Below are 23,560 nucleotides of genomic sequence, written 5' to 3' on the forward strand. Positions count from 1 at the left end.
ACCGATCTCGCAGCCCTCTCCGATAGCCGCTTCAACCTCCTCCTCGCCCTCTACAACAACACGCCCCGCAAATGCCTTGACTTCCGCACCCCCGCCGAACTCTTCTCGGAGAAACTGTTGCACTTCAAATGTGAATCCACACCCCGGCTTTCGCCGGGGTGACACTGAATGTGAATTGAAGATCATCGCAGCCGAACGTCACTCCGCCACATACTCCGCATCGGGCTTCTGCCGCTCATGCGCGAAGAGCAGCGCCTTCTTCAAATCCGCGAAATCCGTCGCCACGCAATCGCTGTTGCGCACGATCATGCCGAAATCGGCAAGCGTCATGCCTTCCTCTTCCACCAGCGACACGAATTGCGGGCAGACCATGCCCCAGCGCCACCATGTCGTGCCCTCGCGCCGCATCAGCGCGTAGAGGTTGCCCTCTGTTTGGTCTTCCTCACGGATCATGACGGCATAAAGCTCCGGGCCGATTTCCTTCATCAGTCCGGTGAAGACCTTGTTCTCCTCACCGCTGCGCAAGATGTAGCGGCCGCTCTCCACCGTCACGACCGCCGTCTCCGGCGCGTCATCCGTCCGCACGCCCTTTTCGTCCAGCGCATGGACGGTGAAGCGAGCGCCGTCGGCAACGGGAAAGTCGGCGTCGCCGGGCAAGATCAGGTCGCCATCGGAGACGAGGCAGCCGGCGAGAAGCAGAGGCAGAACGAGCAAGGCGGTCAGACGGCGGATCATGGTGGCATCCTCATATGGTCTGCCGCAGTATAACAAAAACCCGGCCGCCATGTGGCGTGCCGGGTTCCGTTGGAGGGATGAGGATGTGCCGGGGCAACTCAATGCGGCCGGGGCCTCAACCAATGTTCAAGCCGTGTTGCCGCAAGACGTTTGGGAGGTGCGGCGTGGGGGAAGCCTAAAGCCGATGCTGTGAACGGAAGGTGAAGACACACAACCATTCCGCACCCGGACGGTTTACGTCTCCTTCACCATGATCTCGCGGATATTGATTTCCGGCTCTGTCTCCGCGAGCCGCCGCGCGGCGTCCATGAACTCGTGGCAATAGCTTTGCGCGAAATGAAAGTCGACCGCCGCCGGTCCTTCCATTCCTCATAGAAGAAGAACCGTCCGCGCTCCAGCCGGTCCTCGAAACAGCCATAGGTGATGTTGCCCGGCTCCTCGCGCGACAGGCGCACCTGGCGCTCCGCCACCCTGCCGAATTCGGCGCGATTTTCTTCCGGCACACGCGCGCTGCCCGTTATCACGATCATTCAGATCCTCCATCCCTTGCGGGCAGCATAGCATCTGCCCGCAAAGCCGGTATCATGATCCGTAGACGGACATACATGCGGGGAGGGAAGCCGGCCCGTGCCGGTCTTTGGGGGAGCGGCACGGGCCGTGGCGTCGGCTCTTGAGGGATGCTGACGCCGGGAGGAACGGCGGGCGAGAGGGGGGACCAGCGCCCGCCTGTCATGACAAACGGGCGGGGACTTCTTTTCCGGCGCGGCATGGTGCAATTTTTTGCGGTGCCCCCGATTTCTTCAAATGGGGATATCCAGAGCGGGTATCCGGCGGACTTGTCCTCGCCCCCTGTGAACATCTCCGGCATATGTGACGGTTCAGTGACGTTTCAATGACGGTCGCCCCGATTTATCCTCGGCCCGGGCTTGACTTTATCCTTCATTTCGATAATTATCGAAATATGGAAATGGAAACCGCCGTCACAGCCCTCTCCGCCCTCGCGCAGGAAACGCGCCTCGCGATTTTTCGCGCCCTTGTCCGCGCCCATGCGCCGGGCGAGGGGGAGGGCGGTCTCGCGGCAGGTGAGATCGCGGCGGCGCTCGATGTGGCGCCGGCCACTTTGTCCTTTCATCTCAAGGAGTTACTTCACGCCGGGCTGATCGATCAGCGCCGTGAGGGCCGCTCCCTCATCTACAAGGCGGACCTCACCGCCATGCTCGGCCTTACCGCCTATCTGCTCGAAGATTGCTGCCAGGGCGCCTGCGGGACTTTATCCCCCTGCGCCCCGGGCAGTGCCATCATGCCCGAAAAGGAGTGTGTCTGATGAAGCGTCTGCATGTGAGTTTTGGAACCCAAGACCTTGAAAAGTCAGTGCTTTTTTATTCGACGCTGTTCGGCGCGGAACCGTCCGTCCGTCGTCCCGGCTATGCGAAATGGATGCTCGACGATCCCCGCGTGAACTTCGTCGTCGAGTCGCTTTCCGGCGAAAAGGGTTTTTCGCATGCGGGCATCCAGGTCGACGAGCAGGAAGAGCTCGCGCCGATCTTCGAGCGGCTGAAGGAAGCGGAAGCTCCCTACCTTCCTGAAGGTGTCACAACCTGCTGCTATCACAAGTCGGAAAAGAGCTGGACGGCAGATCCGGACGGTGTGCGCTGGGAGGCCTTCTACACCATGCACCAGATGGAAGACTTCGGCACCGGGCCCGAGCTTGAAACGCCCGGTGTCACGGCGGAAGACAAGTCCATCCGCGGTTGTTGCTAATTCATCCTTTTACGGAGTAATGCGCCATGAGCGGCGACGGCGATTCCTACAACGTACTCTTTCTCTGCACTGGCAATTCGGCGCGCAGCATCATGGCGGAAGCCTATATGAACTCGTTGCCCGCGCAACGCTTCAAGGCCTATAGCGCAGGCAGCCATCCCGGCGGCACGGTCAATCCGCATGCTCTCGACGTGTTGCGCACGGCTGGCCTGTCCGTCGATGGTCTGCGCTCGAAATCCTGGGATGAATTTGCGGTTCCCGGCGCGCCTCACATGGATTTCGTCTTTACCGTCTGCGACAACGCGGCGGGCGAAGTCTGCCCGATATGGCCGGGCCAGCCGATGACGGCGCATTGGCCTTTCTCCGATCCGGCGGGTTTCGAGGGAAGCGATACGGAAAAGCGCGCCTTCTTTCTCGATGTCTTTCGCCAGATCCGCGCGCGCATCGACATCTTCACGAACCTGCCGCTTCGTTCGCTGGACAAGCTTGCGCTCCAGCGCCGCATCGATGAACTCGGCCGCGATCCGGCAAAGGCAAGCTGATGACGGACGCATCTCCGCGCCGCCTCGGTTTTCTCGACCGCTGGCTGACGCTCTGGATCTTTCTCGCGATGGCGCTCGGCACGGCGCTGGGCAGTTTTTGGCCGGCGCTGCCTGCCGCGCTTGAAGGGTTTTCCGTTGGCTCGACGAACCTTCCCATAGCGGCCGGCCTTCTCCTCATGATGTATCCGCCGCTCGCGCGTGTGCGTTACGAGGAACTGCCGCGTATCTTCGAGGACCGCAAGGTGCTGTTGCTGTCGCTCGTGCAGAACTGGCTGATCGGGCCGTTTCTCATGTTCGGCCTTGCCGTTCTCTTCCTCCATGACGAGCCGGCCTATATGACGGGCCTGATCCTTATCGGGCTTGCGCGCTGTATCGCGATGGTCATCGTCTGGAACCAGCTTGCGCGCGGCAGCAATGAATATGTGGCTGCGCTCGTTGCCTTCAACAGTGTGTTCCAGCTCATCTTCTTCAGCGTTTATGCGTGGTTTTTTCTTGCCGTGCTGCCGCCTTTCTTCGGCCTTGAGGGGCAGATTATCGACGTGAGTTTCTGGGTTGTTGCAGGCGCGGTGCTGCTCTATCTCGGTGTGCCCTTTGCGGCGGGTTATCTCACGCGCCGCTTTCTCCGGCCTCGTATCGGTGCCGAGCGGTACGACAATGGTTTCGTGCCGCGCATCGCACCGCTCACGCTTATCGCGCTGCTCTTCACCATCGGCGTCATGTTTGCACTGAAGGGCGAAGCGGTTCTCGCGCTCCCTCTCGATGCGCTTCGGATCGCCGTGCCGCTCGCGCTCTATTTCCTCATCATGTTCCTGGTGAGCTTTGCAATGAGCCGTCTGCTCGGTGCGGATTATCCGCGCACCGTGTCGCTTTCCTTCACGGCGGCGAGCAATAATTTCGAGCTTGCCATCGCGGTTGCGATCGCTGCCTTCGGTATCTCCTCGTCCGTTGCCTTCGCGACCGTTATCGGGCCGCTGGTCGAGGTGCCGGTGCTGATCGCGCTGGTCAGCGTTGCGCTCTGGCTTCGCACGCGCTGGTTCGGTGCTTCCTCGCCGCAGCCCGCCGAATAAGAAAAGGCCCGCATCTTGCGATGCGGGCCTGATCGTTCCCGAAGCAGTTAAGGAAGATTATTCCTTCGTCTGCTCCGCCGGGGCGGCAGTTTCTTCGCCCGGCGTTTCTTCCATCGGCGTGGCTTCTTCACCGCTCATGTCGTCGGCGGCGTCTTCCATCGCCTCGCCTGCATCTTCCATGGCTTCGCCGGTCGCATCCGCTGCGTCTTCGGCTGCTTCCTCGGTTGCTTCCATGGCGTCGCTGGCGGCTTCTTCCGTCGCATCCATCGCGTCGCTTGCCGCGTCGCCGGTGGCGTCCATTGCGTCGGATGCGGCTTCGCCGGTCTGATCCATGGTGTCTTCCATGGTCGCATCTTCCGGATTCATCATCCGGTATCCGATCACCAGAACCACCGCGATCACGATGATGGCGATAGCGGTTTTCATGAAATTGGACATGATATTTTCCTCTTGGCGGTCGTTTCGCCTTGTTTTCACCCCGGCCGCTGAGAAGCGGCCCTCTCAGGCCCCCCGTTCGTTCTCTCCCACAGATTAGTCAGGCGCCTGGACCGATGTTAGTGATGATTTGGGGCAAATTGCCACCGCGAAACGGCGAATTATTGGAAATCTTTTATTCGTGTTGATACGGAGTCACGCTCAAAAAGGGGCAAAATGGCCGCTACGTAAGGTGCGTAGCCCGGCTCCACAGGGCCCTTGCCGTTTCTTCACACGCTGGGCTAAGTAAGCCTGTCAAATATCAAGCTGAACAGGGAGACGCGGCCCGCGCAAGCGGCGCGCGGGACGACAAGGATGGCCAGAGAGCTCACACATTTCATTGGCGGCGCGCATGTTCAGGGCAAGAGCGGGCGCTTGCTCGATGTCACCAATCCGAATACAGGCGAAATAATCGCGCATACGCCGCTTGCGAGTGCCGCAGAGCTTCGCAGCGCCGTCGATGTGGCGGCGAAGGCATTTCCGGGCTGGGCAGCGACCAATCCGCAGCGCCGCGCCCGTGTCATGTTCGAGTTCAAGCGTCTGCTCGAAGCCAATATGGACGAACTTGCCGAGATGCTTTCCTCCGAGCACGGAAAAGTAATCGCGGATTCGAAGGGCGACGTCCAGCGTGGCCTCGAAGTGATCGAGTTCGCCTGCGGTATTCCGCACCTGATGAAAGGTGAGTATACGGAAGGTGCCGGCCCTGGTATCGACATGTATTCAATGCGCCAGCCGCTCGGCGTCGTCGCCGGCATCACGCCGTTCAACTTCCCCGCAATGATCCCGATGTGGATGTTCGGCGTAGCCATTGCCTGCGGCAACACCTTCATCTGCAAGCCGTCCGAGAAAGATCCGTCGGTGCCGACCCGACTTGCCGAACTCTTCATGGAAGCAGGCGCGCCTGCCGGTGTCCTCAATGTCGTGAATGGCGACAAGGAAGCAGTCGATACGATCCTTACCGATCCGACGATCCAGGCGGTAAGCTTCGTCGGCTCGTCCGACATCGCGCAATATGTCTATGCAACGGGTGCTGCAAATGGCAAGCGCGTGCAGGCGATGGGCGGCGCGAAGAACCACGCCATCATAATGCCCGATGCCGACATGGATCAGGTCGTGAACGACCTTATCGGTGCGGGTTACGGCTCGGCGGGCGAACGCTGCATGGCGATCTCCGTTGCCGTGCCGGTCGGCGAGGATACGGCCGAGCGTCTTGTCGAAAAGCTTGTGCCACGTGTGCAGTCGCTCAAGGTCGGACCGTCCAACGCTGCGGACAGCGATTACGGCCCCGTCGTCACCAAGGCGCATCTCGATAAGGTGAGTTCCTATATCGACATGGGCGTGAAGGAGGGCGCGAAGCTGCTGGTCGATGGACGCGGCTTCAAGCTTCAAGGCTATGAAAACGGCTTCTTCCTCGGCGGCTCGCTGTTCGATCATGTGACGCCGGATATGCAGAGCTACAAGGACGAGATATTCGGCCCCGTTCTGCAGGTCGTGCGCGCAAAAGATTTCGAGGAGGCGGCTTTGCTGCCAACGAAGCATCAGTATGGCAACGGGGTTGCGATCTATACCCGCGACGGCGATGCGGCCCGCACCTTCGCATCCAATGTTCAGGTCGGCATGGTCGGCATCAACGTACCGATCCCCGTGCCGCTTGCCTACCACACCTTCGGCGGCTGGAAGCGTTCGGCCTTCGGTGACACCAACCAGCACGGGCCGGAAGGCGTGAAGTTCTGGACGCGCATCAAGACTGTTACCTCGCGCTGGCCGGGTGGCGGCGTCAAGGAAGGTTCATCCTTTGTCATTCCGACGATGAAATGAGCGGCCCTAACATGATTTTCTGAAATGGCGCTTCCTTCGGGAGGCGCCATTCCTATATGAGCCCCAACCCCTCGATTGGCGGAGTAGCGACATGAGCGGCGAAACATTCGATCTCGATGCCTATTTCGCGCGTATCGGCTATGAGGGCCCGCGCGTGTCGACGCTTGAAACGCTGAAAGCGCTTCATCACGCCCAAGCCCTTGCTATCCCCTTCGAGAATCTCGATGTGCTGGCGAAGCGGCAGATCAATCTCGACCTCGCTTCGCTTCAGAAGAAGCTCGTGACGGAAAAGCGCGGCGGCTATTGCTTCGAAGTGAACGCGCTTTTCGCGGCCGCGTTGCGCGAGCTCGGCTTCGATGTCACCACACTGATCGGCCGCGTACGCTGGATGTCGCCGGAAGAGGTCGATACCGCCCGCTCGCACATGCTTATGCGGGTAGAGCTGCCGGAGGGGAGCTACCTCGCCGATGTCGGTTTCGGTGGCCTTACCATGACGGGACCGATCCGCTTCGAAACAGGGATTGAACAGGAAACGCCGCATGAGCCGCGCCGTCTTCTCGATCATGAAGACGGGCTTGAACTCCAGGCGAAGGTCGCAGGCGAGTGGATGCCGATCTACCGCTTCACACTCGAGCCGCATCGCCACACCGATTACGAGGTTGCGAGCTGGTACACTTCCACCCATCCCTCCTCGATATTCGTGCAATTCCTGATCGCTGGTCTTCCGCAGGAAGGAAAGTGGCTCTCGCTCTTCAACCGCGAGTTCAAGATACGCAACCTTGATGGTACAGCCGAGACGCGTGTGCTTGATAGCGCGGATGAAATTGCCGAAGTGCTTGAAAGCTATTTCGGGATTTCACTTTCGGAGGAGGACAAGGCGCTCGCCATAGAGCCTTTTCTCGATCAATGGCGGGCCATGGCGGGCGGCTAGACGCCGGGTTCGAAGCGCCATTTACGTGTGATGGCAGGTGCAAGATCGATGTTGTTCTTCACCGCGAACAGAAGAATGTGACCGAGTACGTCCGCCATTTCGTTCGCAAGTTCCTCGCGTAGTTCGGTTTCGCTCAGTCCGCGCTTCCGCCCCCGGTCCGTCAGTTTCATCCAGACCTGCGTCAGCTCGCCCAGCTCCTCCTGAAGTTTGAGGATGAACCAGTCGTCGTTTCGCGTTATGCCGTTTGCAGCAGCATATCGCTGCGATGCTTCTTCGAACTGTCCGGCGAGTCTCACCAGATGCTGCATGCGGATACCTCCCTTGGCCGGCGAGTGCGGATGATGGCCGAGTCGCTGTGTTCGTGCAATGTTCTCCAAACGGTCGGCAGGTCATGAGTTCAGGTCCGCTAGTCCCTTATCGCGAGAAGATTGCCCGCGGCGACATCGCCGAGGATGCGGCGCAGGCGCATGCCGCGGAACGCCTGCAGCACCTTGCGGACGATCTGGCCGAGTGGAAGCCCGGCAAGAAGGCAGGGCCCTTCGCCGCGTTCGGTTTCGGCAAGCCGGTGACGCCGCCCGAAGGTCTCTACATCTGGGGCGGGGTCGGGCGCGGCAAGTCGATGCTGATGGATCTCTTTTTCGAGACGGTGGAAATCGGGCCGAAGCGTCGCGTCCATTTCCACGCCTTCATGCAGGAGACGCATGAACGTATCTTCGACTGGCGGCAGAAGGAGAAGGACGGAAAGGTCAAGGGCTCGGATCCCATTCCCCCCGTGGCCGAGATGGTCGCAGGGGAAGCGGCTCTTCTCTGCTTCGACGAGTTTCAGGTTCACGACATCGCCGATGCCTCTATCCTCGGGCGCCTCTTTTCGCAGCTTTTCGAGCGCGGTGTCGTCGTGGTGGCGACGTCGAACCGAGCGCCGGATGGACTCTATGAAGGCGGGCTCAACCGGCACCGCTTCCTGCCCTTTATCGACCTTGTGAAGACGAAGATGGATGTGCTGCATCTGGACAGCGCGACGGACTATCGTCTCGACCGCATCAAGGGTTTGCCCACCTATTACACGCCGCTTGGACCGCAAGCCGATGCGGCGCTCGACGATGCCTTCGAGAAGCTCACGGACTCGACCCATGGCGAACCGATGACATTGTCGCTGAAGAGCCGTGCGGTGGAGGTGCCAGAGGCTCGGCATGGTGTGGCGCGCTTTTCCTTCGCCGACCTTTGCGCGCGGCCACTCGGCGCTGCCGACTATCTCAAGATCGCGCAATGCTTTCACACCGTCATCATACGCGACGTGCCGGTGATGGGGCCGGAGCGGCGCAACGAGGCGAAGCGTTTCGTGACGCTGATCGATGCGCTTTATGAGGCGAAGGTGAAGCTCATTCTATCGGCAGATGCGCCACCCCTCTCACTCTATGAGCAGGGTGACGGTGCGTTCGAATTCGAGCGCACCGTGTCGCGGCTGATGGAAATGCAGAGCGCGGATTATATCGAGCTCAGAAGTGCCGACTGAGGACCTTTTCAAAGACCCGTATAAGGAGAGCGCGAAGGGCGAAGGCCAAGGCTTGCGGCGGGCTTGTTCGTGAGGTTCGAGACATCGGCGAATTTTCGCGCGGACGCGTCGGGAGCCATGTCGAGCCGATAGTTCCAGGACTGACCGAAAGTCGCCGACATCATGCCGAACGAGATCGTCTGTTTCGGTTCGGCGCGCGATGTTTCCCGTGCTATTTCGAGGGAGAAATCGCGGGCGGCCCGACGGTCCACGGGCGCAAAACCAAGCACCATCGGGTCCAGGTCGGCGGCGGCAACGGTCGTCTCCTTTACCTTGCCATCGCCGTTCCGCAGGAGGGCAATGACGCCTCCGAAGTCACCCTTCGTTGCCGTGGAGCCTCGCTCCTCGCAGAAGGACCGGCCTTCGCGCAGGGCGGCTTCGAGAAAACGGCAATCCTTGCCTGTGAGCGCGGAAAGGGCATGTTCGCCCAGATCACGGCCGGTCATGATGGAAGAGGAAATGCCGGCGATGGTGAGAACCTCGCCGATGGTCAGTGCGCCGATCGCCGGCGCGGCGCAACCCGACAACGCGAGAAGACCCAAACCGGCCAGCGCGGCGCGTATCGCGTTCGGAAATCTCGTGAAATTATTGCAACGGATCGTCTGCGTCATTACGCACGCCCCCAAACCAGCCGGTCCCGACGGGGTGAAAATTTCACGCCTGCCGGGACTTCGGCGCGGATCCCCCGGACCCTGCGCCAGCCCGCGCTGCGCACCCCTGAACATCGCGGATCAACCTTTACGTTGAGTAAAAATCATGGGCTTCGGCGTGCATCTGTGTCAATACGAGACGGGTTTCTTGGTTAATATCCTGACCGCGAAGAACAAGGCCTTTTCCATGCCTACGTTGCGGAACACGCGGATTCACGCTACTAGGCTGCGAGATTAACCACGGCGCACGCATATCGGAGGCTTTTCAAACCATGGCGCGCAAGAAAATCGCACTCATCGGCGGCGGCCAGATTGGCGGCACGCTGGCTCATCTCGCTGCTCTCAAGGAGCTCGGCGACGTTGTCATCTTCGATATCGCGGAAGGTCTGCCCCAGGGCAAGGCGCTCGATCTCGCGCAGTCCGGTCCGGTCGAGGGTTACAACTCAGCTCTGTCCGGCACCAACAGCTACAAGGACATCAAGGGTGCTGACGTCGTGATCGTCACCGCCGGTGTTCCGCGCAAGCCCGGCATGAGCCGTGACGACCTGCTCGGCATCAACCTCAAGGTGATGGCGCAGGTCGGCGAAGGCATCGCGAAATACGCGCCCAACGCCTTTGTCATTTGCATCACCAATCCGCTCGACGCCATGGTCTGGGCGCTGCGTCAGTTCTCCGGCCTGCCCCACAACAAGGTTGTCGGCATGGCGGGTGTGCTCGACAGTGCGCGTTTCAGCTATTTCCTCTCGGAGGAGTTCAAGGTTTCGGTCGAGGACGTTACGGCTTTCGTGCTCGGCGGACATGGCGACACGATGGTACCGCTCGCCCGTTATTCGACCGTCGGCGGCATTCCGCTGCCCGATCTTGTAAAGATGGGTTGGACCACGAAGGACAAGCTCGACAAGATCATCCAGCGTACGCGCGATGGCGGTGCCGAGATCGTCGGCCTTCTCAAGACGGGTTCGGCTTTCTATGCGCCGGCGACCTCCGCCATCGACATGGCCGAGGCTTATCTCAAGGACAAGAAACGCGTTCTGCCCTGCGCCGCTTACCTGAATGGCGAGTTCGGCGTGAAGGACATGTATGTCGGTGTGCCGGTGGTGATCGGTGCGGGCGGCGTCGAGCGTATCGTCGAGATCGACCTCAACGCTTCCGAAAAGAAGCAGTTCATGGGTTCGGTCAATGCCGTGAAGGGCCTGGTGGACGCCTGCAAGAAGATCGATCCGGCCGTGGCTTCCGGGAAATCCCCCAAGGGCAAGGCTCCCAAGGGCAAGGCTCCCAAGGCCAAGGCGTCGAAAGCGGGCGCCAAGAAGAAGTAAATTTCGTTTCAGGCGGGAGACGAAGGGCAGGTTTTCGGACCTGCCCTTTTTATTGACACTTTCCATGTCAATATATCTTGCTTGAGGGCGGAGGGATCCCTATCTAATGTTTCTCATTAGTTAGATGACGGGGAGGCTTCTGAATGAAAAAGCGGGTGATTGTTACGGGGTTCGGCCTGCTGATGGCGGCGGTCGTGATGACCGGTTTCCTGGTGGTCTGGTTCTCGGCCTCGGCGCAAGACGCGATCATGAAGCGCGTGGTGGCCTCGAATGTCGGCGGCAACGAAGCCGTGCTCGATGAAGATGCGCTCCATGTGGTGCTTTGCGGGACGGGTTCGCCCATGCCCGATCCCGATCGCGCGCAGGCTTGCGCCATCGTTTACGCGGGCGGCAAGGTCTTTTTGGTCGATTCAGGTCTGGGGGGCTGGGACAGGCTGGCCCGGTTCCAACTTCCCGTCGGTGGCCTCACGGGCATCCTGATCACTCATTTTCATTCCGACCATATCAGCGGCATCCCCGATATCGCGCTCAACAGCTGGGCATCCGGCAGGCACGAGGCGCTGGCACTTTACGGGCCTCCGGGTATCGAGACGGTGGCGCAGGGCTTCGACCTCGCCTATTCGCTCGATGACGGTTACCGGATTGCCCATCATGGTCCTGAATTCTTCTCCGAGGAGGGGGCGAACTATCAGCCCGTTGTCGTCAACGTTCCAGACCGCGATACGAGCGTGACCGTTTTCGAGGAGGACGGCGTGAAGATCACGGCCTTTCGTGTCAGTCACGAGCCCGTGGATCCCGCCTATGGCTACCGGGTCGACTACAAAGGGCGCTCCGTCATCTTCAGCGGCGACACGAAAAAGGATGCGAATATCGCGAAATTTGGCCAGGGAGCGGATGTGCTGATTCACGAGGCACTTGCCGCTCATATGGTAGGACTGCTTGAAGACGGACTCGAGCATAGCGGGGATCGCCGCGCCAAGGTCATGCATGACATTCCAGACTATCACGCCACCCCGGTTCAGGCCGCCGAGGCCGCAAACGAAGCCGGGGTGAAGCTTCTCGTCTACACGCATATCGTTCCGCGGTTGCCCAATGCCCTTGCCGAACGGGTCTTTCTGCGCGGCGTTGACGGCGTTAGGAGCGATGGCGTGACAATCGGTTATGACGGGCTCTATCTGGAGCTTCCGGCTGAATCGGAAAAGATCATCGAGCACGATCTGCGGTGACGCTGCGTCACGAACCGGGGGCACGCGGGCGGCGCTGCGGTAACTGCATTTCCGGCAAGAAGTAAAGTTGCGGGCGCTGGCGCTCCGCCACTTATCTGCCGGTTGCGCCCGCTCTCTCGGGTGGTATAACTCCGAGCCATCCGACATACCTATCGGTCGATTTTTTCCTTCTGGCGACGCGGGTTCCCGCGCCGCTCTCCAGCCGGACGGTTTTTCATGAATATTCACGAATACCAGGCCAAGGCCGTGCTCGCGAAGTACGGCGTGCCGGTGCCCCGCGGGCATGCGGCGTTCACTCCCGAAGAAGCGGTGGCGAAGGCCAAGGAACTGGGCGGGCCTGTTTGGGTCGTCAAGGCGCAGATTCATGCGGGCGGCCGCGGCAAGGCCGGCGGAGTCAAGGTGGTGAAGTCGGTCGAGGATGTAGAGAAGGAAGCAAAGCGCCTTCTCGGTTCCACGCTCGTCACGCACCAGACGGGCCCCGAAGGCAAGGAAGTGCATCGCCTCTACATCGAGGAAGGTTCCTCGATCGAACGCGAGCTCTACCTTTCCGTGCTTGTCGATCGAGCGACCTCGCGTATCTCTTTCATCGTTTCGACTGAAGGCGGCATGGATATCGAGGAAGTCGCGGCAAAGACGCCCGAAAAGATCCTCAGCTTCTCGATTGATCCTGCCTCGGGCATCAGCAGCTTCCATGGCCGCAAGGTGGCCTATGCGCTGGGTCTCGAAGGCGATCAGGTGAAGAAGGGCGTTGCCCTCATTGAAAAGCTCTACAAGGCCTTCGTCACCGAAGACATGAGCATGCTCGAGATCAATCCGCTCGTCGTCACGGGCGAGGGCGACGTGGTCTGCCTCGATGCGAAGGTGAACTTCGACTCGAATGCGCTCTACCGTCACAAGGACATCGTCGAGCTGCGCGACCTGACGGAAGAGGATCCGGCGGAAGTCGAGGCGTCCAAATACGACCTCAACTACATCAAGCTTGACGGCAAAATCGGCTGCATGGTGAACGGCGCCGGCCTTGCCATGGCGACGATGGACATCATCAAGCTCTACGGCTCCGAGCCTGCGAACTTCCTTGATGTTGGCGGCGGCGCAACCAAGGAAAAGGTGACGGCCGCTTTCAAGATCATTCTCTCCGATCCGAGCGTTGAAGGCATTCTCGTCAATATCTTCGGCGGCATCATGCGCTGCGATATCATTGCGGAGGGAGTTGTTGCCGCCGCGAAGGAAGTGTCGCTCGGCGTGCCGCTCGTGGTTCGCCTGGAAGGCACGAATGTCGACCTTGGCAAGAAGATCATGGCGGAATCGGGCCTGCCCATCATTTCCGCCGACAACCTCGCCGATGCGGCCGAGAAGATCGTCAAAGCCGTGAAGGAGGCCGCATAATGTCCGTTCTCGTCGACAAGAACACCAAGGTCATCTGTCAGGGCTTTACCGGCAATCAGGGTACGTTCCATTCAGAACAGGCGATTGCCTACGGCACGAAGATGGTTGGCGGCGTGAGCCCCGGCAAGGGCGGCACCAAGCATCTCGATCTCCCCGTTTTCAACACGGTTGCCGAAGCGGTCGAGAAGACGGGTGCGACGGCGTCCGCCATCTACGTGCCGCCGCCCTTCGCGGCTGACGCAATCCTCGAAGCCATCGATGCCGGTATCGAGCTTGCCGTCTGCATCACCGAGGGCATTCCGGTCCTCGACATGGTCAAGGTGAAGCGTGCGCTTTCGGGTTCGAAGACGCGCCTCGTCGGTCCGAACTGCCCCGGCGTCATCACACCGGGCCAGTGCAAGATCGGTATCATGCCCGGTCACATTCACAAGCCGGGCTCCGTCGGCATTGTCTCGCGCTCGGGTACGCTCACCTATGAGGCCGTTGCCCAGACAACGGCGGCGGGTCTTGGCCAGACGACCTGCATCGGTATTGGTGGCGACCCCGTCAATGGTACGAACTTCATCGATTGCCTCGAGATGTTCCTCGGTGACCCCGACACGAAGTCGATCATCATGATTGGTGAAATTGGCGGTACCGCTGAAGAAGAGGCTGCCGAGTTCCTCAAGGCTTCCAAGGTGAAGAAGCCGGTCGTTGGCTTCATCGCCGGCGTCACGGCTCCTCCGGGCCGCCGCATGGGGCATGCGGGCGCGATCATCTCGGGCGGCAAGGGTGGCGCGGAAGACAAGATGGAGGCCATGCGTTCGGCCGGCATCACTGTCGCGGCCTCTCCTTCGGCGCTCGGCACGACGCTTGTCGAGGTTCTTGGCAAGTAATAGGACCGATATCCGGGCTATTCGAGCGGGGTGTCCGAGGTTTCGGACGCCCCGTTTCGCTTTTTACGGCTTTCTTCATCGTTTTCGAGGCATTTGAGGCTGTTTGGCGCTTCGCCAGTGTTAATCTGTCACGAAGCGCCTATATTCCTTCGGTGGATAAATGATTTGCCCCTGTATCTGGGGTGTTTCCAAAGTGTGCCTTCACGGCAAATCCTGTTTGACGGCGCGTTGCCTCTATGGCAATTTTCTGGCATGAAACTCACCGACTGGCTCGAATCCAATAGTCTCACGGCAAGCGCCTTTGCCGAACAGCTCGGTGTGTCCGTTTCCACGGTCACACGCTGTATGAACGGCCAGCGCCGTCCCGAATGGCAGACGCTCGATGCGATCTACAAGGCTACGGGCGGTCAGGTGACCCCGAACGATTTTCTGTCCGACGACACGGCTCTTCAGGGCGCGGTTCAGGCCGCGCCGCAGCCAAATGGACCCGACACCATGAGCAAGAATGGCGAGAACGACCGCATGGAGCGGACGTCCTTCCTCTATGGCGCCAATGCGCCCTTCGTGGAAGAGCTTTATGCGCGTTATCAGGAGAGTCCCTCTTCGGTCGATCCCGAATGGCGAACCTTCTTTGAGGGGCTGGGCGATGCGCCGGAGGATGTGTTGAAGGAAGCGAAAGGCGCTTCCTGGCAGCGCACTGATTGGCCGATCCCTGCCAATGGCGAACTGGTGAGCGCGCTTGACGGAAATTGGGGCTCGGCAATGACCGAGGCGGGCAAGGTTCGAGGCAAGATCGAAGAGCGCCGTCCCGCCGCCAGCGAAGACGAAATTCGGGCGGCGACGCTCGATTCCGTCCGTGCCCTGATGATGATCCGCGCTTATCGCATTCGCGGTCACCTCGACGCCGATATCGATCCGCTCGCGCTTCGTCCGAAGTCGCAGCATCCAGAGCTTCAGCCCGAAAGTTATGGTTTCGGTCCCGACGATCTCGACCGGCCGATCTTCATCGACCATGTGCTTGGCCTTGAGACGGCCACCGTGCGCGAGATGCTCGATATTCTGCGCCGTACCTACTGCGGTACGCTCGCCGTCGAGTTCATGCATATCGGGGACCCGGAAGAGAAGGCCTGGATTCAGGAACGTATCGAAGGGCCGGACAAGGAAATTGCCTTCACCGACATGGGCCGGTCGGCCATTCTGGACAAGCTGATCGCGGCAGAAGGCTTCGAGAAGTTCTGCGGCGTGAAGTATGTCGGCACCAAGCGGTTTGGTCTCGATGGCGCGGAATCGATCATCCCTGCGCTCGAACAGGTCATCAAGCGCGGCGGCGCGCTTGGCGTGAAGGAAATCGTTTTCGGCATGGCCCATCGCGGCCGCCTCAACGTTCTTACCAATGTGATGTCGAAGCCCTACCGCGCGGTCTTTCATGAATTCAAGGGCGGTTCGTCTACGCCCGAAGACGTCGACGGTTCGGGCGACGTGAAGTATCACCTCGGTGCATCGTCGGACCGTGAGTTCGACGGCAACAAGGTGCACCTCTCGCTCACCGCCAACCCGTCGCATCTCGAAATCGTCGATCCCGTCGTGCTCGGCAAGGCACGCGCGAAGCAGGATCAGCATCATGACCGCCAGCGCGGTACTGTGATCCCGCTTCTCATTCACGGCGACGCCGCCTTTGCCGGCCAAGGCATTGTTGCCGAATGTCTCGGCCTTTCCGACCTCAAGGGGCATCGCACTGGCGGTTCGATTCATTTCATCGTGAACAACCAGATCGGCTTCACCACGAGCCCGATCAACAGCCGCTCTTCGCCTTATCCGTCGGATGTCGCGAAGATGGTGCAGGCTCCGATCTTTCATGTGAATGGCGACGACCCCGAAGCCGTGGTTCACGCCGCAAAGATTGCCACCGAATTCCGTCAGCGCTTCAACAAGCCTGTCGTCATCGACATGTTCTGCTATCGCCGCTTCGGCCACAATGAAGGCGACGATCCGAGCATGACGCAGCCCTTGATGTACGAGAAGATCAAGGGGCATCCGACGACGCTCCAGATCTATTCGAAGCGTCTTGTTGAAGGCGGCCTCATGTCGGCCGAAGAGGTTGAGGAGCGTGGCGCTGCCTTTCGCGCGCAGCTTGAGGAAGACTTCGAGGCCGTATCGACTTTCCGTCCCAACAAGGCGGACTGGCTCGATGGGCGCTGGTCCGGCCTCAGCAAGGCCGAAGGCGAGGCGCGCCGCGGCGAGACGGCGGTCGAAACCAGGAAGCTCAAGGAGATCGGGCTCAAGATTACCGAGGTGCCCGGTGATTTCCACATTCACAAGACCATCCAGCGCTTCATGGACAATCGCCGCAAGGCGGTTGAAACGGGCGAGAATATCGACTGGTCGACGGCGGAAGCGCTTGCGTTCGGGTCGCTGCTCGACGAAGGCATCAAGGTACGTCTGTCTGGTCAGGATTCCGAGCGCGGTACCTTCGTACAGCGCCATTCCGTGCTGAACGACCAGAAGAGCGAAGACCGCTATGTGCCGCTCAACAATATTTCAGCCGAACAGGCGGAATACGAAGTCATCAACTCGATGCTCTCGGAAGCCGCTGTGCTCGGCTTTGAGTATGGCTACAGCCTCGCCGAGCCCAATGCGCTGGTTCTCTGGGAGGCGCAGTTCGGCGATTTCGCGAACGGTGCACAGGTCGTGATCGACCAGTTCATTTCATCGGGTGAGCGCAAGTGGCTGCGCATGTCGGGTCTTGTGATGCTGTTGCCGCACGGCTATGAGGGTCAGGGTCCGGAGCATTCTTCCGCGCGTCTTGAGCGCTATCTGCAGATGTGCGCGGAAGACAACATGCAGGTTGCGAACTGCACGACGCCGATGAACTATTTCCACATTCTGCGCCGTCAGATGCACCGCAATTTCCGCAAGCCGCTCATCCTGATGACGCCGAAGTCCCTGCTGCGCCACAAGCGCGCCGTGTCGACCCTCAAGGAATTCGGCCCGGGCTCGTCCTTCCACCGCGTGTTGTGGGACGATGCGGAGATGCTGCCGGACCAGAAGATCAAGCTTGTCGCCGATAAGGAGATCAAGCGCGTCGTTCTTTGTTCGGGCAAGGTTTATTACGATCTTTATGAGGAACGCGAACGGCGAGGCATTACCGATGTTTATCTCATGCGCGTCGAGCAGCTATATCCGTTCCCTGCGAAGTCGCTGATGACGGAGCTTTCGCGCTTCCCGGATGCCGAATTCGTGTGGTGTCAGGAAGAGCCCAAGAATATGGGCGCGTGGTATTTCATCGAACCCAATATCGAATGGGTGCTCGAACATCTCGGTACGCGTTATCGCCGCGCTTCCTATGCGGGGCGCGCGGCTTCGGCCTCGACGGCGACGGGTCTCATGAGCAAGCACAACCAGGAACTCAATCAGCTTCTTTCGGAGGCGCTCCGGATCGATTGATCCCCGCCCCGTAGAACGTTCGGAAAGGTGAACCCCAATGGCGACGGAAATTCGTGTGCCCACGCTTGGCGAGTCGGTGACTGAAGCCACCGTCGCGCAATGGTACAAGAAGCCGGGCGACAGCGTCGCGGCGGACGAACCGCTTGTCGAGCTGGAAACCGACAAGGTGACGGTGGAAGTTCCGGCGCCTTCGGCGGGTGTGCTTTCTGAAATCATCGCCAAGGACGGCGAGACAGTCGAGGTTGGTGCACTGCTTGGCCAGATCGGCGAAGGTAAGGGCGCGGCTCCCGCTCCGAAGAAGGAAGAGCCCAAGAAGAGTGAAGCGAAGGCAGAAGCCAGACCCGAGCCCAAAAAGGAAGAACCGACGCAGGCAGAAGCCAAGGGCCCGTCGAAGCCTGCCGATGCCGAACCCTCTCCCGCCGTGCGCCGTGTGGCTGCCGAGAACGATCTCGATGTGTCGAAGGTCGAGGGAACGGGCAAGGGCGGCCGCGTGACGAAGGCAGATGCTGAAGAGGCCGCTTCTTCCGCGAAGGCCCCGTCTCAGGCGAAAGCACCGGAAGCACCTGTCCGTGCGCCAGCACCCGCCGATCAAGGGGCGCGTGAAGAGCGCGTGAAGATGACGCGGCTGCGCAAGACCATCGCGACGCGCCTCAAGGAAGCGCAGAACACGGCGGCGATGCTCACCACCTTCAACGAGGTGGACATGACGAATGTCATGGCGCTCCGCTCGCAGTACAAGGATCTCTTCGAGAAGAAGCATGGCGTGCGCGTCGGCTTCATGGGCTTCTTCGTGAAGGCCTGCATCCATGCGCTGCAAGAGCTTCCGGCGGTCAATGCGGAGATCGACGGCGAGGAACTTGTCTACAAGAACTACTACAATATCGGCGTTGCGGTCGGCACGGAGCGCGGTCTCGTCGTGCCCGTCGTTCGCGAAGCCCAGGATCTGTCGATCGCCGATATCGAAAAGACGATCAACGATTTTGGACGCCGCGCGCGCGACGGGGCTCTCAAGCTCGATGAGCTGCAGGGCGGCACCTTCACGATCTCGAATGGCGGCGTTTATGGCTCGCTCATGTCGACGCCGATTCTCAATGCCCCGCAATCCGGCATTCTCGGCATGCACAAGATCCAGGAGCGGCCGATGGTCGTCGACGGGAAGATCGAAATCCGTCCGATGATGTATCTCGCGCTTTCCTACGATCACCGCATCGTCGACGGCAAGGAAGCGGTCACTTTCCTTGTGCGCGTGAAGGAATCGCTGGAAGACCCGCAGCGCCTGCTGCTCGACCTCTGAGGTATATCAATGGCTGATGCATTCGACCTTGTAGTGATTGGCGCGGGCCCCGGCGGCTATGAATGCGCGATCAAGGCGGCGCAGCTCGGCCTCAAGGTCGCTTGCGTCGAAAAGCGCGACCGTCTTGGTGGAACCTGCCTCAATATCGGCTGTATTCCCTCCAAGGCATTGCTTCATGCCTCCGAGCTTTTCCACGAAGCAGGAACAAGCTTCGCGGATATGGGCATTGAGGTTTCAAAGCCGAAGCTCAATCTAAAGCACATGCTTGCCTTCAAGGATGAGGCCATCGACGGCAACACCAAGGGCATCGAGTTCCTCTTCAAGAAGAACAAGGTCGAATGGGTGAAGGGTGAAGGCGAGATCGCCGGCCCCGGCAAGGTGAAAGTCGGTGATCGCACGCTGGAAGCAAAGAACGTCGTCATCGCCACAGGCTCCGATGTCGCGAAACTTCCGGGTGTCGAAATAGACGAGAAGACGGTCGTCTCCTCTACCGGCGCGCTTGAGCTTGGCAAGGTGCCGGGCAAGCTCGTCGTTGTCGGCGGTGGTGTGATCGGTCTCGAACTCGGCTCCGTCTGGCGACGTCTCGGGGCGGAAGTCACCGTAGTCGAATTCCTCGACAATATCCTGCCGGGCATGGATGGCGAGGTTGTCAAGAATTTCACCCGCACGCTCAAGAAGCAGGGCTTCACCTTCAAACTCGGCACGAAGGTGACAAAGGTCGAGAAACAGAAGTCCGGCCTCAAGGTGAGTGTCGAGCCGGCCAAGGGTGGCGAAGCGGAAGTTCTCGATGCCGATGTCGTTCTCGTCGCTATCGGGCGCGTCGCTTACACGGAAGGTCTCGGGCTCGACAAGGCAGGCGTTGCGACCGACAAGCGTGGGCGTCTCGAGGTCGATAAAAACCTCAAGACGAATGTCGACGGTATTTACGCGATCGGCGATTGCATTGCCGGGCCGATGCTCGCTCACAAGGCGATGGAAGAGGGCGTCGCCCTGGCGGAGCGCCTTGCGGGCCATTACGGCGCGGTGAACTACGATGTCATTCCGGGTGTCGTTTACACCTCGCCGGAGGTTGCCTCCGTCGGTAAGACGGAAGAGCAGCTCAAGGAAGCGGGCATCGAATATAATGCCGGCAAGTTCCCCTTCACGGCAAACGGCCGCGCCAAGGCGAACAAGACGACCGAGGGCTTCGTCAAGATTCTCGCCGATAAGAAGACCGACCGTGTGCTCGGCGTTCACATCATCGGCGTGAATGGCGGCGAGATGATCGCGGAAGCCGTCATCGCAATGGAACTCTCGGCAAGCTCCGAGGACATCGCGCGCATCTGCTTTGCTCATCCGACCATGTCGGAAGCGGTCAAGGAGGCGGCGCTGGCCGTCACCGGCGTTCCAATCCACATGTGAGCTTCAGCGTCTCAGACGGGTTTCAGCGGCGAAGGTGTGCCGTCAGGCAGTTCCACAAGGATGCTGTCGCCTGGTTTCACATTGCCACCGGCAATCACGATTCCCATCACGCCTGCCTTCCGAATGACGTTTCCCTCCGTATCCCGGTCCAGAACGGCATTCATGAGACCGGGAGCGATGCCATTGAGCTGAAGGCAGGGATTGCGCAATCCGGTCACCTCGATGATCGCACGTTCACCGATCCTCAGTTTCGTGCCGGCCGGAAGCGCAAGAAGGTCGAGACCTCGCGTCGTGATGTTTTCGCCCATGCGTCCGGGCTCGACCTCGAACCCCGCGCCCGTGAGTTCGTCGAGAAGCTCGGCGTGGATCAGGTGAACCTGCCGGAGATTGGGCTGCGATGGATCGCGCGATACGCGCGAGCGGTGTTTCACCGTCTCGCCCATATGCGCATCGCCCTGGATGCCCAAGCCTTCGACCAGTTCGATGCGCGCCGTGTTGGCTTTTCGCATGGTGTGCGTGGCGCTGACGCTTACGGCGATGACGGAACCTTGCATCGAATTACCTTCGGCGTTTGGCCTTGTCGTAGACGTCAAGCAGCCGTGCGGAATCGACTTCCGTATACATCTGCGTGGTCGAAAGGCTCGAATGGCCGAGCAGCTCCTGGATCGCGCGCAGGTCGCCACCTCCAGCCAGAAGATGCGTTGCAAAGCTGTGGCGCAGCGCATGGGGCGTCGCTGTGTCGGGCAGGCCGAGTCTCAGCCGAAGTGTCTGCATTGCCTCGCGGACCTGGCGCTGGCCGAGCCGCTTGCCCCTTGCGCTCACAAACAAGGGGTCGACGGCGGTGAGGCCGAAAGGGCAAAGCGCGAGATATCGCTCAACCGCTTCGCGCGCGGCGGGCAGCACGGGAATGATGCGCTCCTTGTTGCCCTTGCCGGTGATGCGGATCGTGTCCTTCAGCGGCGCCGCATTGCGATCCAGCGCCAGCGCCTCCGACACGCGAAGTCCGCAACCATAGAGAAGCGTAAGAACAGCCGCGTCACGCAGCCCCTTCCATGCTTCGCCTGGCAGGACGCCCGCTTCCTCGATCATTGCGTCTGCCCCCGACACCGACAGGGGCTTTGGCAATGCGTGCGGCAGTTTCGGCGAGCGCAAGGTCGTGGCGGATGCGTTGGAAAGCACGTTCGAGCGGTCGAGAAAACGGAAGAAGGAGCGGATACTTGAAATCATGCGCGCGACGGAACGGCTTTGCAGACCTTCATTGCGGCGGTGGCTGACAAAGGCGCGGAAGTCGCGTGTCTGGAGTGCGGCGAGCGCATCGAGGCTGGCGGGGCCGCCCAGATGGTCGACAAGGAATTCGAAGAAGCGCGTGATGTCGCGATGGTAGTTCACGAGCGTCGCTTCGCTCATGCGGCGCTCGCCCATCAAGTGAGCATACCAGTTTCGGATTTCAGCCCGCGCGTCTTCCGAGGCAGGGACGGTCCTTGCGGCGTCGTCCGGCGAGGGTGCGCCGGTGCTCAGGCGGGCGGCAGGTCGAGCCATTGGCGCACACCGCGCTCGACGACATTGGCGAGGAATTCGAGGAGGTCCACGGCCTGGTCGGGATGGAACTGCTCGGGATCGAAGCCGCCCAGCGCGAGGAGGCCGGGCGGTGAGGCGGGCGAGAAATCGAGCCGCACCAGCGCTTCGGAATGCACATCTTCGGCGAGGTTACCGTAAAGGCCGCGGCTGCCGCGTACATGCGAAGCGAGACGGCAGCGTTCGCCGAAACCGAGAATGCGGTCGACGCCGCCGGGTTCCAGTACGCGGACACCGCGAATGCCGATGCCGGAGACACCGTTCGCCGTTTCGATGCAGACGGCGGAGGCGCGGATGCCGAGTACGCGAGCGAGGCCGTCGGGTGCCGTAACATATTCGATCAGGTGTTCGAAGGAGCGTGCGTCGAGCAGCCTCAGCGTCGCGGCGTGGACCTGTTCGCGCGCGATGCTGTTCAGCGATGTCGCTTCGAGAAGGTCCGACTGGATGTCGCGCAGCATGCGTACCTGATTTTGCAGGCGGCCAATCATGAAGTGCTGCATATCGAGCACGTTGCGGCCTGTCGATTGCGACGGAGGCACCAGCGCCGAAATGAGATCGGGGTCGTTGGCGAGCAGCTCCGGGTGCTGGCGCAAATAGGTCTTCACATCCTCGGCGGAGAGCGAGGCTTCCGCCTCGTCGATCCGCTTCGCTCCGGTAATGTCGTTTTGCTGGCTCATACTCTCAGCATCCCCCGAAATACGTTTCTAAAGTATTTGCCCTACAGAATTTTCTGTCCGGTTTTCTTCCAGTCCGACATGAACATTTCGAGCCCCTTGTCGGTCAGGGGGTGGGTGGCGAGCCCCTTCAGAACGGCCGGCGGTACGGTCGCAACATCCGCACCGGCAAGCGCGGCGTCCTTCACATGGTTCGCATTGCGAATCGAGGCTGCGAGGATTTCTGTCTCCAGGGCAGGATAGTTGTCGTAGATTTCCCGGATTTCGTGAATGAGTTCCATGCCGTCGAGATTGATATCGTCGAGGCGGCCAATGAAGGGCGAAATGAAGGTCGCGCCCGCCTTTGCCGCCAGCAGTGCCTGGTTCGCGGAGAAGCACAGCGTTACATTGACCATCGTGCCTTCGCCGGTCAGCACCTTGCAGGTCTTGAGGCCGTCCCATGTGAGCGGCACCTTGACGGCGATGTTCTTCGCGATTTTCGCGAGTTTGCGGCCCTCGGCGATCATCGTCTCCGAATCGAGCGCGGTCACTTCCGCGCTGACCGGGCCATCCACCACACCGCAGATTTCCTCGACGACTTCGAGAAAGTTGCGGCCGGATTTGGCGATGAGCGAGGGGTTGGTGGTCACGCCGTCGAGCATGCCGGTCTCGGCAAGTTCACGGATGTCGGCGATATCGGCGGTGTCGACGAAGAATTTCATGGTTGCTTGATCTTTGCGGCCGGTCGGTGGGTAAGGCTTTATGACCGCAGTGTAGTCGAGAGCGGTCTCGAAGGCTTCCTTCTTTTGCCGCCGCCTGCGTCTGCGCGCAAGGCCTCCTCGTGGTACTTGCTTTACGGC

23 protein-coding genes are annotated in these 23,560 nt (G+C 60.4%); 14 read left to right on the forward strand and 9 right to left on the reverse strand.

Going from position 1 to position 23,560, the window contains the following annotated elements; all coding sequences use genetic code 11:
* Positions 1-198 precede the first annotated feature (198 nt).
* Both ABJO61_RS09645 and ABJO61_RS09650 read right to left on the reverse strand, forming a co-directional pair.
* A complete protein-coding gene (locus ABJO61_RS09645) occupies positions 199-735 on the reverse strand; it encodes a hypothetical protein (RefSeq protein WP_348324930.1) in 537 nt (178 codons plus the stop codon).
* A gap of 245 nt (positions 736-980) precedes the next feature.
* The gene (locus tag ABJO61_RS09650) at positions 981-1,265 is read right to left on the reverse strand and encodes an antibiotic biosynthesis monooxygenase (protein WP_348324932.1); all 285 of its coding nucleotides are present in this window, start codon (positions 1,263-1,265) and stop codon (positions 981-983) included.
* 437 nt (positions 1,266-1,702) lie between these two features.
* On the opposite strand from ABJO61_RS09650, the gene ABJO61_RS09655 reads away from it, so the two are divergent.
* The 4 genes from ABJO61_RS09655 to arsB are packed head-to-tail and all read left to right on the forward strand — an operon-like array spanning position 1,703 to position 4,105.
* On the forward strand, positions 1,703-2,059 hold the full coding sequence (locus tag ABJO61_RS09655) for a metalloregulator ArsR/SmtB family transcription factor (RefSeq protein ID WP_348324934.1): 357 nt from the start codon (positions 1,703-1,705) through the stop codon (positions 2,057-2,059).
* Positions 2,059-2,496: a VOC family protein gene (locus tag ABJO61_RS09660; protein ID WP_348324936.1), complete on the forward strand. Its 438-nt coding sequence runs from the start codon at positions 2,059-2,061 to the stop codon at positions 2,494-2,496. The genes ABJO61_RS09655 and ABJO61_RS09660 overlap by 1 nt, the downstream gene beginning before the upstream one ends.
* A 26-nt stretch (positions 2,497-2,522) precedes the next feature.
* Positions 2,523-3,038 carry an arsenate reductase ArsC gene (locus ABJO61_RS09665; RefSeq protein WP_348324938.1) on the forward strand — a complete coding sequence of 172 codons (516 nt, stop codon included), beginning with the start codon at positions 2,523-2,525 and terminating at the stop codon, positions 3,036-3,038.
* Complete coding sequence (arsB, locus tag ABJO61_RS09670; RefSeq protein ID WP_348324940.1) at positions 3,038-4,105, forward strand: ACR3 family arsenite efflux transporter; 1,068 nt, start codon at positions 3,038-3,040, stop codon at positions 4,103-4,105. The genes ABJO61_RS09665 and arsB overlap by 1 nt, the downstream gene beginning before the upstream one ends.
* Before the next feature lie 57 nt (positions 4,106-4,162).
* Here arsB and ABJO61_RS09675 read toward each other — a convergent pair whose 3' ends face one another.
* Entirely contained in the window at positions 4,163-4,543 is a 381-nt protein-coding gene (locus tag ABJO61_RS09675; protein ID WP_348324942.1) for a hypothetical protein, read from the reverse strand.
* Between the two features lie 351 nt (positions 4,544-4,894).
* Between ABJO61_RS09675 and ABJO61_RS09680 the strand changes: the two genes are divergently transcribed.
* Both ABJO61_RS09680 and ABJO61_RS09685 read left to right on the forward strand, forming a co-directional pair.
* On the forward strand, positions 4,895-6,397 hold the full coding sequence (locus ABJO61_RS09680; protein WP_348324944.1) for a CoA-acylating methylmalonate-semialdehyde dehydrogenase: 1,503 nt from the start codon (positions 4,895-4,897) through the stop codon (positions 6,395-6,397).
* A gap of 91 nt (positions 6,398-6,488) precedes the next feature.
* Entirely contained in the window at positions 6,489-7,328 is an 840-nt protein-coding gene (locus tag ABJO61_RS09685) for an arylamine N-acetyltransferase (protein WP_348324946.1), read from the forward strand.
* On the opposite strand, the gene ABJO61_RS09690 is transcribed toward ABJO61_RS09685, so the two are convergent.
* Entirely contained in the window at positions 7,325-7,636 is a 312-nt protein-coding gene (locus ABJO61_RS09690; RefSeq protein ID WP_348324948.1) for a pyrophosphatase, read from the reverse strand. The genes ABJO61_RS09685 and ABJO61_RS09690 overlap by 4 nt on opposite strands.
* A gap of 83 nt (positions 7,637-7,719) precedes the next feature.
* On the opposite strand from ABJO61_RS09690, the gene zapE reads away from it, so the two are divergent.
* A complete protein-coding gene (gene zapE, locus ABJO61_RS09695) occupies positions 7,720-8,841 on the forward strand; it encodes a cell division protein ZapE (RefSeq protein WP_348324950.1) in 1,122 nt (373 codons plus the stop codon).
* Positions 8,842-8,849: 8 nt separating this feature from the next.
* Here the strand turns inward: zapE and ABJO61_RS09700 are convergent, their stop codons facing one another.
* The gene (locus ABJO61_RS09700; protein WP_348324952.1) at positions 8,850-9,491 is read right to left on the reverse strand and encodes a hypothetical protein; all 642 of its coding nucleotides are present in this window, start codon (positions 9,489-9,491) and stop codon (positions 8,850-8,852) included.
* Between the two features lie 311 nt (positions 9,492-9,802).
* On the opposite strand from ABJO61_RS09700, the gene mdh reads away from it, so the two are divergent.
* The 7 genes from mdh (at position 9,803) to lpdA (ending at position 20,472) form a co-directional block, all read left to right on the forward strand.
* Positions 9,803-10,846, forward strand: coding sequence for a malate dehydrogenase (gene mdh / locus ABJO61_RS09705; RefSeq protein ID WP_348324954.1), 1,044 nt, complete (start codon positions 9,803-9,805; stop codon positions 10,844-10,846).
* Between the two features lie 143 nt (positions 10,847-10,989).
* The gene (locus ABJO61_RS09710; RefSeq protein ID WP_348324956.1) at positions 10,990-12,072 is read left to right on the forward strand and encodes an MBL fold metallo-hydrolase; all 1,083 of its coding nucleotides are present in this window, start codon (positions 10,990-10,992) and stop codon (positions 12,070-12,072) included.
* 216 nt (positions 12,073-12,288) lie between these two features.
* Positions 12,289-13,458 carry an ADP-forming succinate--CoA ligase subunit beta gene (gene sucC / locus ABJO61_RS09715; protein ID WP_348324958.1) on the forward strand — a complete coding sequence of 390 codons (1,170 nt, stop codon included), beginning with the start codon at positions 12,289-12,291 and terminating at the stop codon, positions 13,456-13,458.
* Positions 13,458-14,333: a succinate--CoA ligase subunit alpha gene (sucD, locus tag ABJO61_RS09720; protein ID WP_348324960.1), complete on the forward strand. Its 876-nt coding sequence runs from the start codon at positions 13,458-13,460 to the stop codon at positions 14,331-14,333. The genes sucC and sucD overlap by 1 nt, the downstream gene beginning before the upstream one ends.
* A gap of 252 nt (positions 14,334-14,585) precedes the next feature.
* Positions 14,586-17,777: a 2-oxoglutarate dehydrogenase E1 component gene (locus tag ABJO61_RS09725; protein ID WP_348324962.1), complete on the forward strand. Its 3,192-nt coding sequence runs from the start codon at positions 14,586-14,588 to the stop codon at positions 17,775-17,777.
* 37 nt (positions 17,778-17,814) lie between these two features.
* The gene (odhB, locus tag ABJO61_RS09730) at positions 17,815-19,071 is read left to right on the forward strand and encodes a 2-oxoglutarate dehydrogenase complex dihydrolipoyllysine-residue succinyltransferase (protein WP_348330875.1); all 1,257 of its coding nucleotides are present in this window, start codon (positions 17,815-17,817) and stop codon (positions 19,069-19,071) included.
* A 9-nt stretch (positions 19,072-19,080) separates the two neighbouring features.
* Positions 19,081-20,472 (forward strand): dihydrolipoyl dehydrogenase, encoded by a 1,392-nt coding sequence (lpdA, locus tag ABJO61_RS09735; protein ID WP_348324966.1) that lies wholly within the window; start codon positions 19,081-19,083, stop codon positions 20,470-20,472.
* An 11-nt stretch (positions 20,473-20,483) separates the two neighbouring features.
* Here lpdA and ABJO61_RS09740 read toward each other — a convergent pair whose 3' ends face one another.
* Genes ABJO61_RS09740 through fsa form a run of 4 tightly spaced genes read right to left on the reverse strand, consistent with a single transcriptional unit; the run spans position 20,484 to position 23,422 of the window.
* The gene (locus ABJO61_RS09740; RefSeq protein WP_348324981.1) at positions 20,484-20,981 is read right to left on the reverse strand and encodes an MOSC domain-containing protein; all 498 of its coding nucleotides are present in this window, start codon (positions 20,979-20,981) and stop codon (positions 20,484-20,486) included.
* 49 nt (positions 20,982-21,030) lie between these two features.
* Complete coding sequence (locus ABJO61_RS09745) at positions 21,031-22,011, reverse strand: tyrosine recombinase XerC (protein ID WP_348324968.1); 981 nt, start codon at positions 22,009-22,011, stop codon at positions 21,031-21,033.
* Entirely contained in the window at positions 21,987-22,724 is a 738-nt protein-coding gene (locus tag ABJO61_RS09750; protein ID WP_348324970.1) for a DUF484 family protein, read from the reverse strand. Before ABJO61_RS09750 ends, ABJO61_RS09745 begins: the two co-directional genes overlap by 25 nt.
* 41 nt (positions 22,725-22,765) lie before the next feature.
* Positions 22,766-23,422 (reverse strand): fructose-6-phosphate aldolase, encoded by a 657-nt coding sequence (fsa, locus tag ABJO61_RS09755; RefSeq protein ID WP_348324972.1) that lies wholly within the window; start codon positions 23,420-23,422, stop codon positions 22,766-22,768.
* Positions 23,423-23,560: the final 138 nt, after the last annotated feature.

This window comes from Parvibaculum sp., from assembly GCF_039973015.1.
Classification (GTDB): domain Bacteria; phylum Pseudomonadota; class Alphaproteobacteria; order Parvibaculales; family Parvibaculaceae; genus Parvibaculum.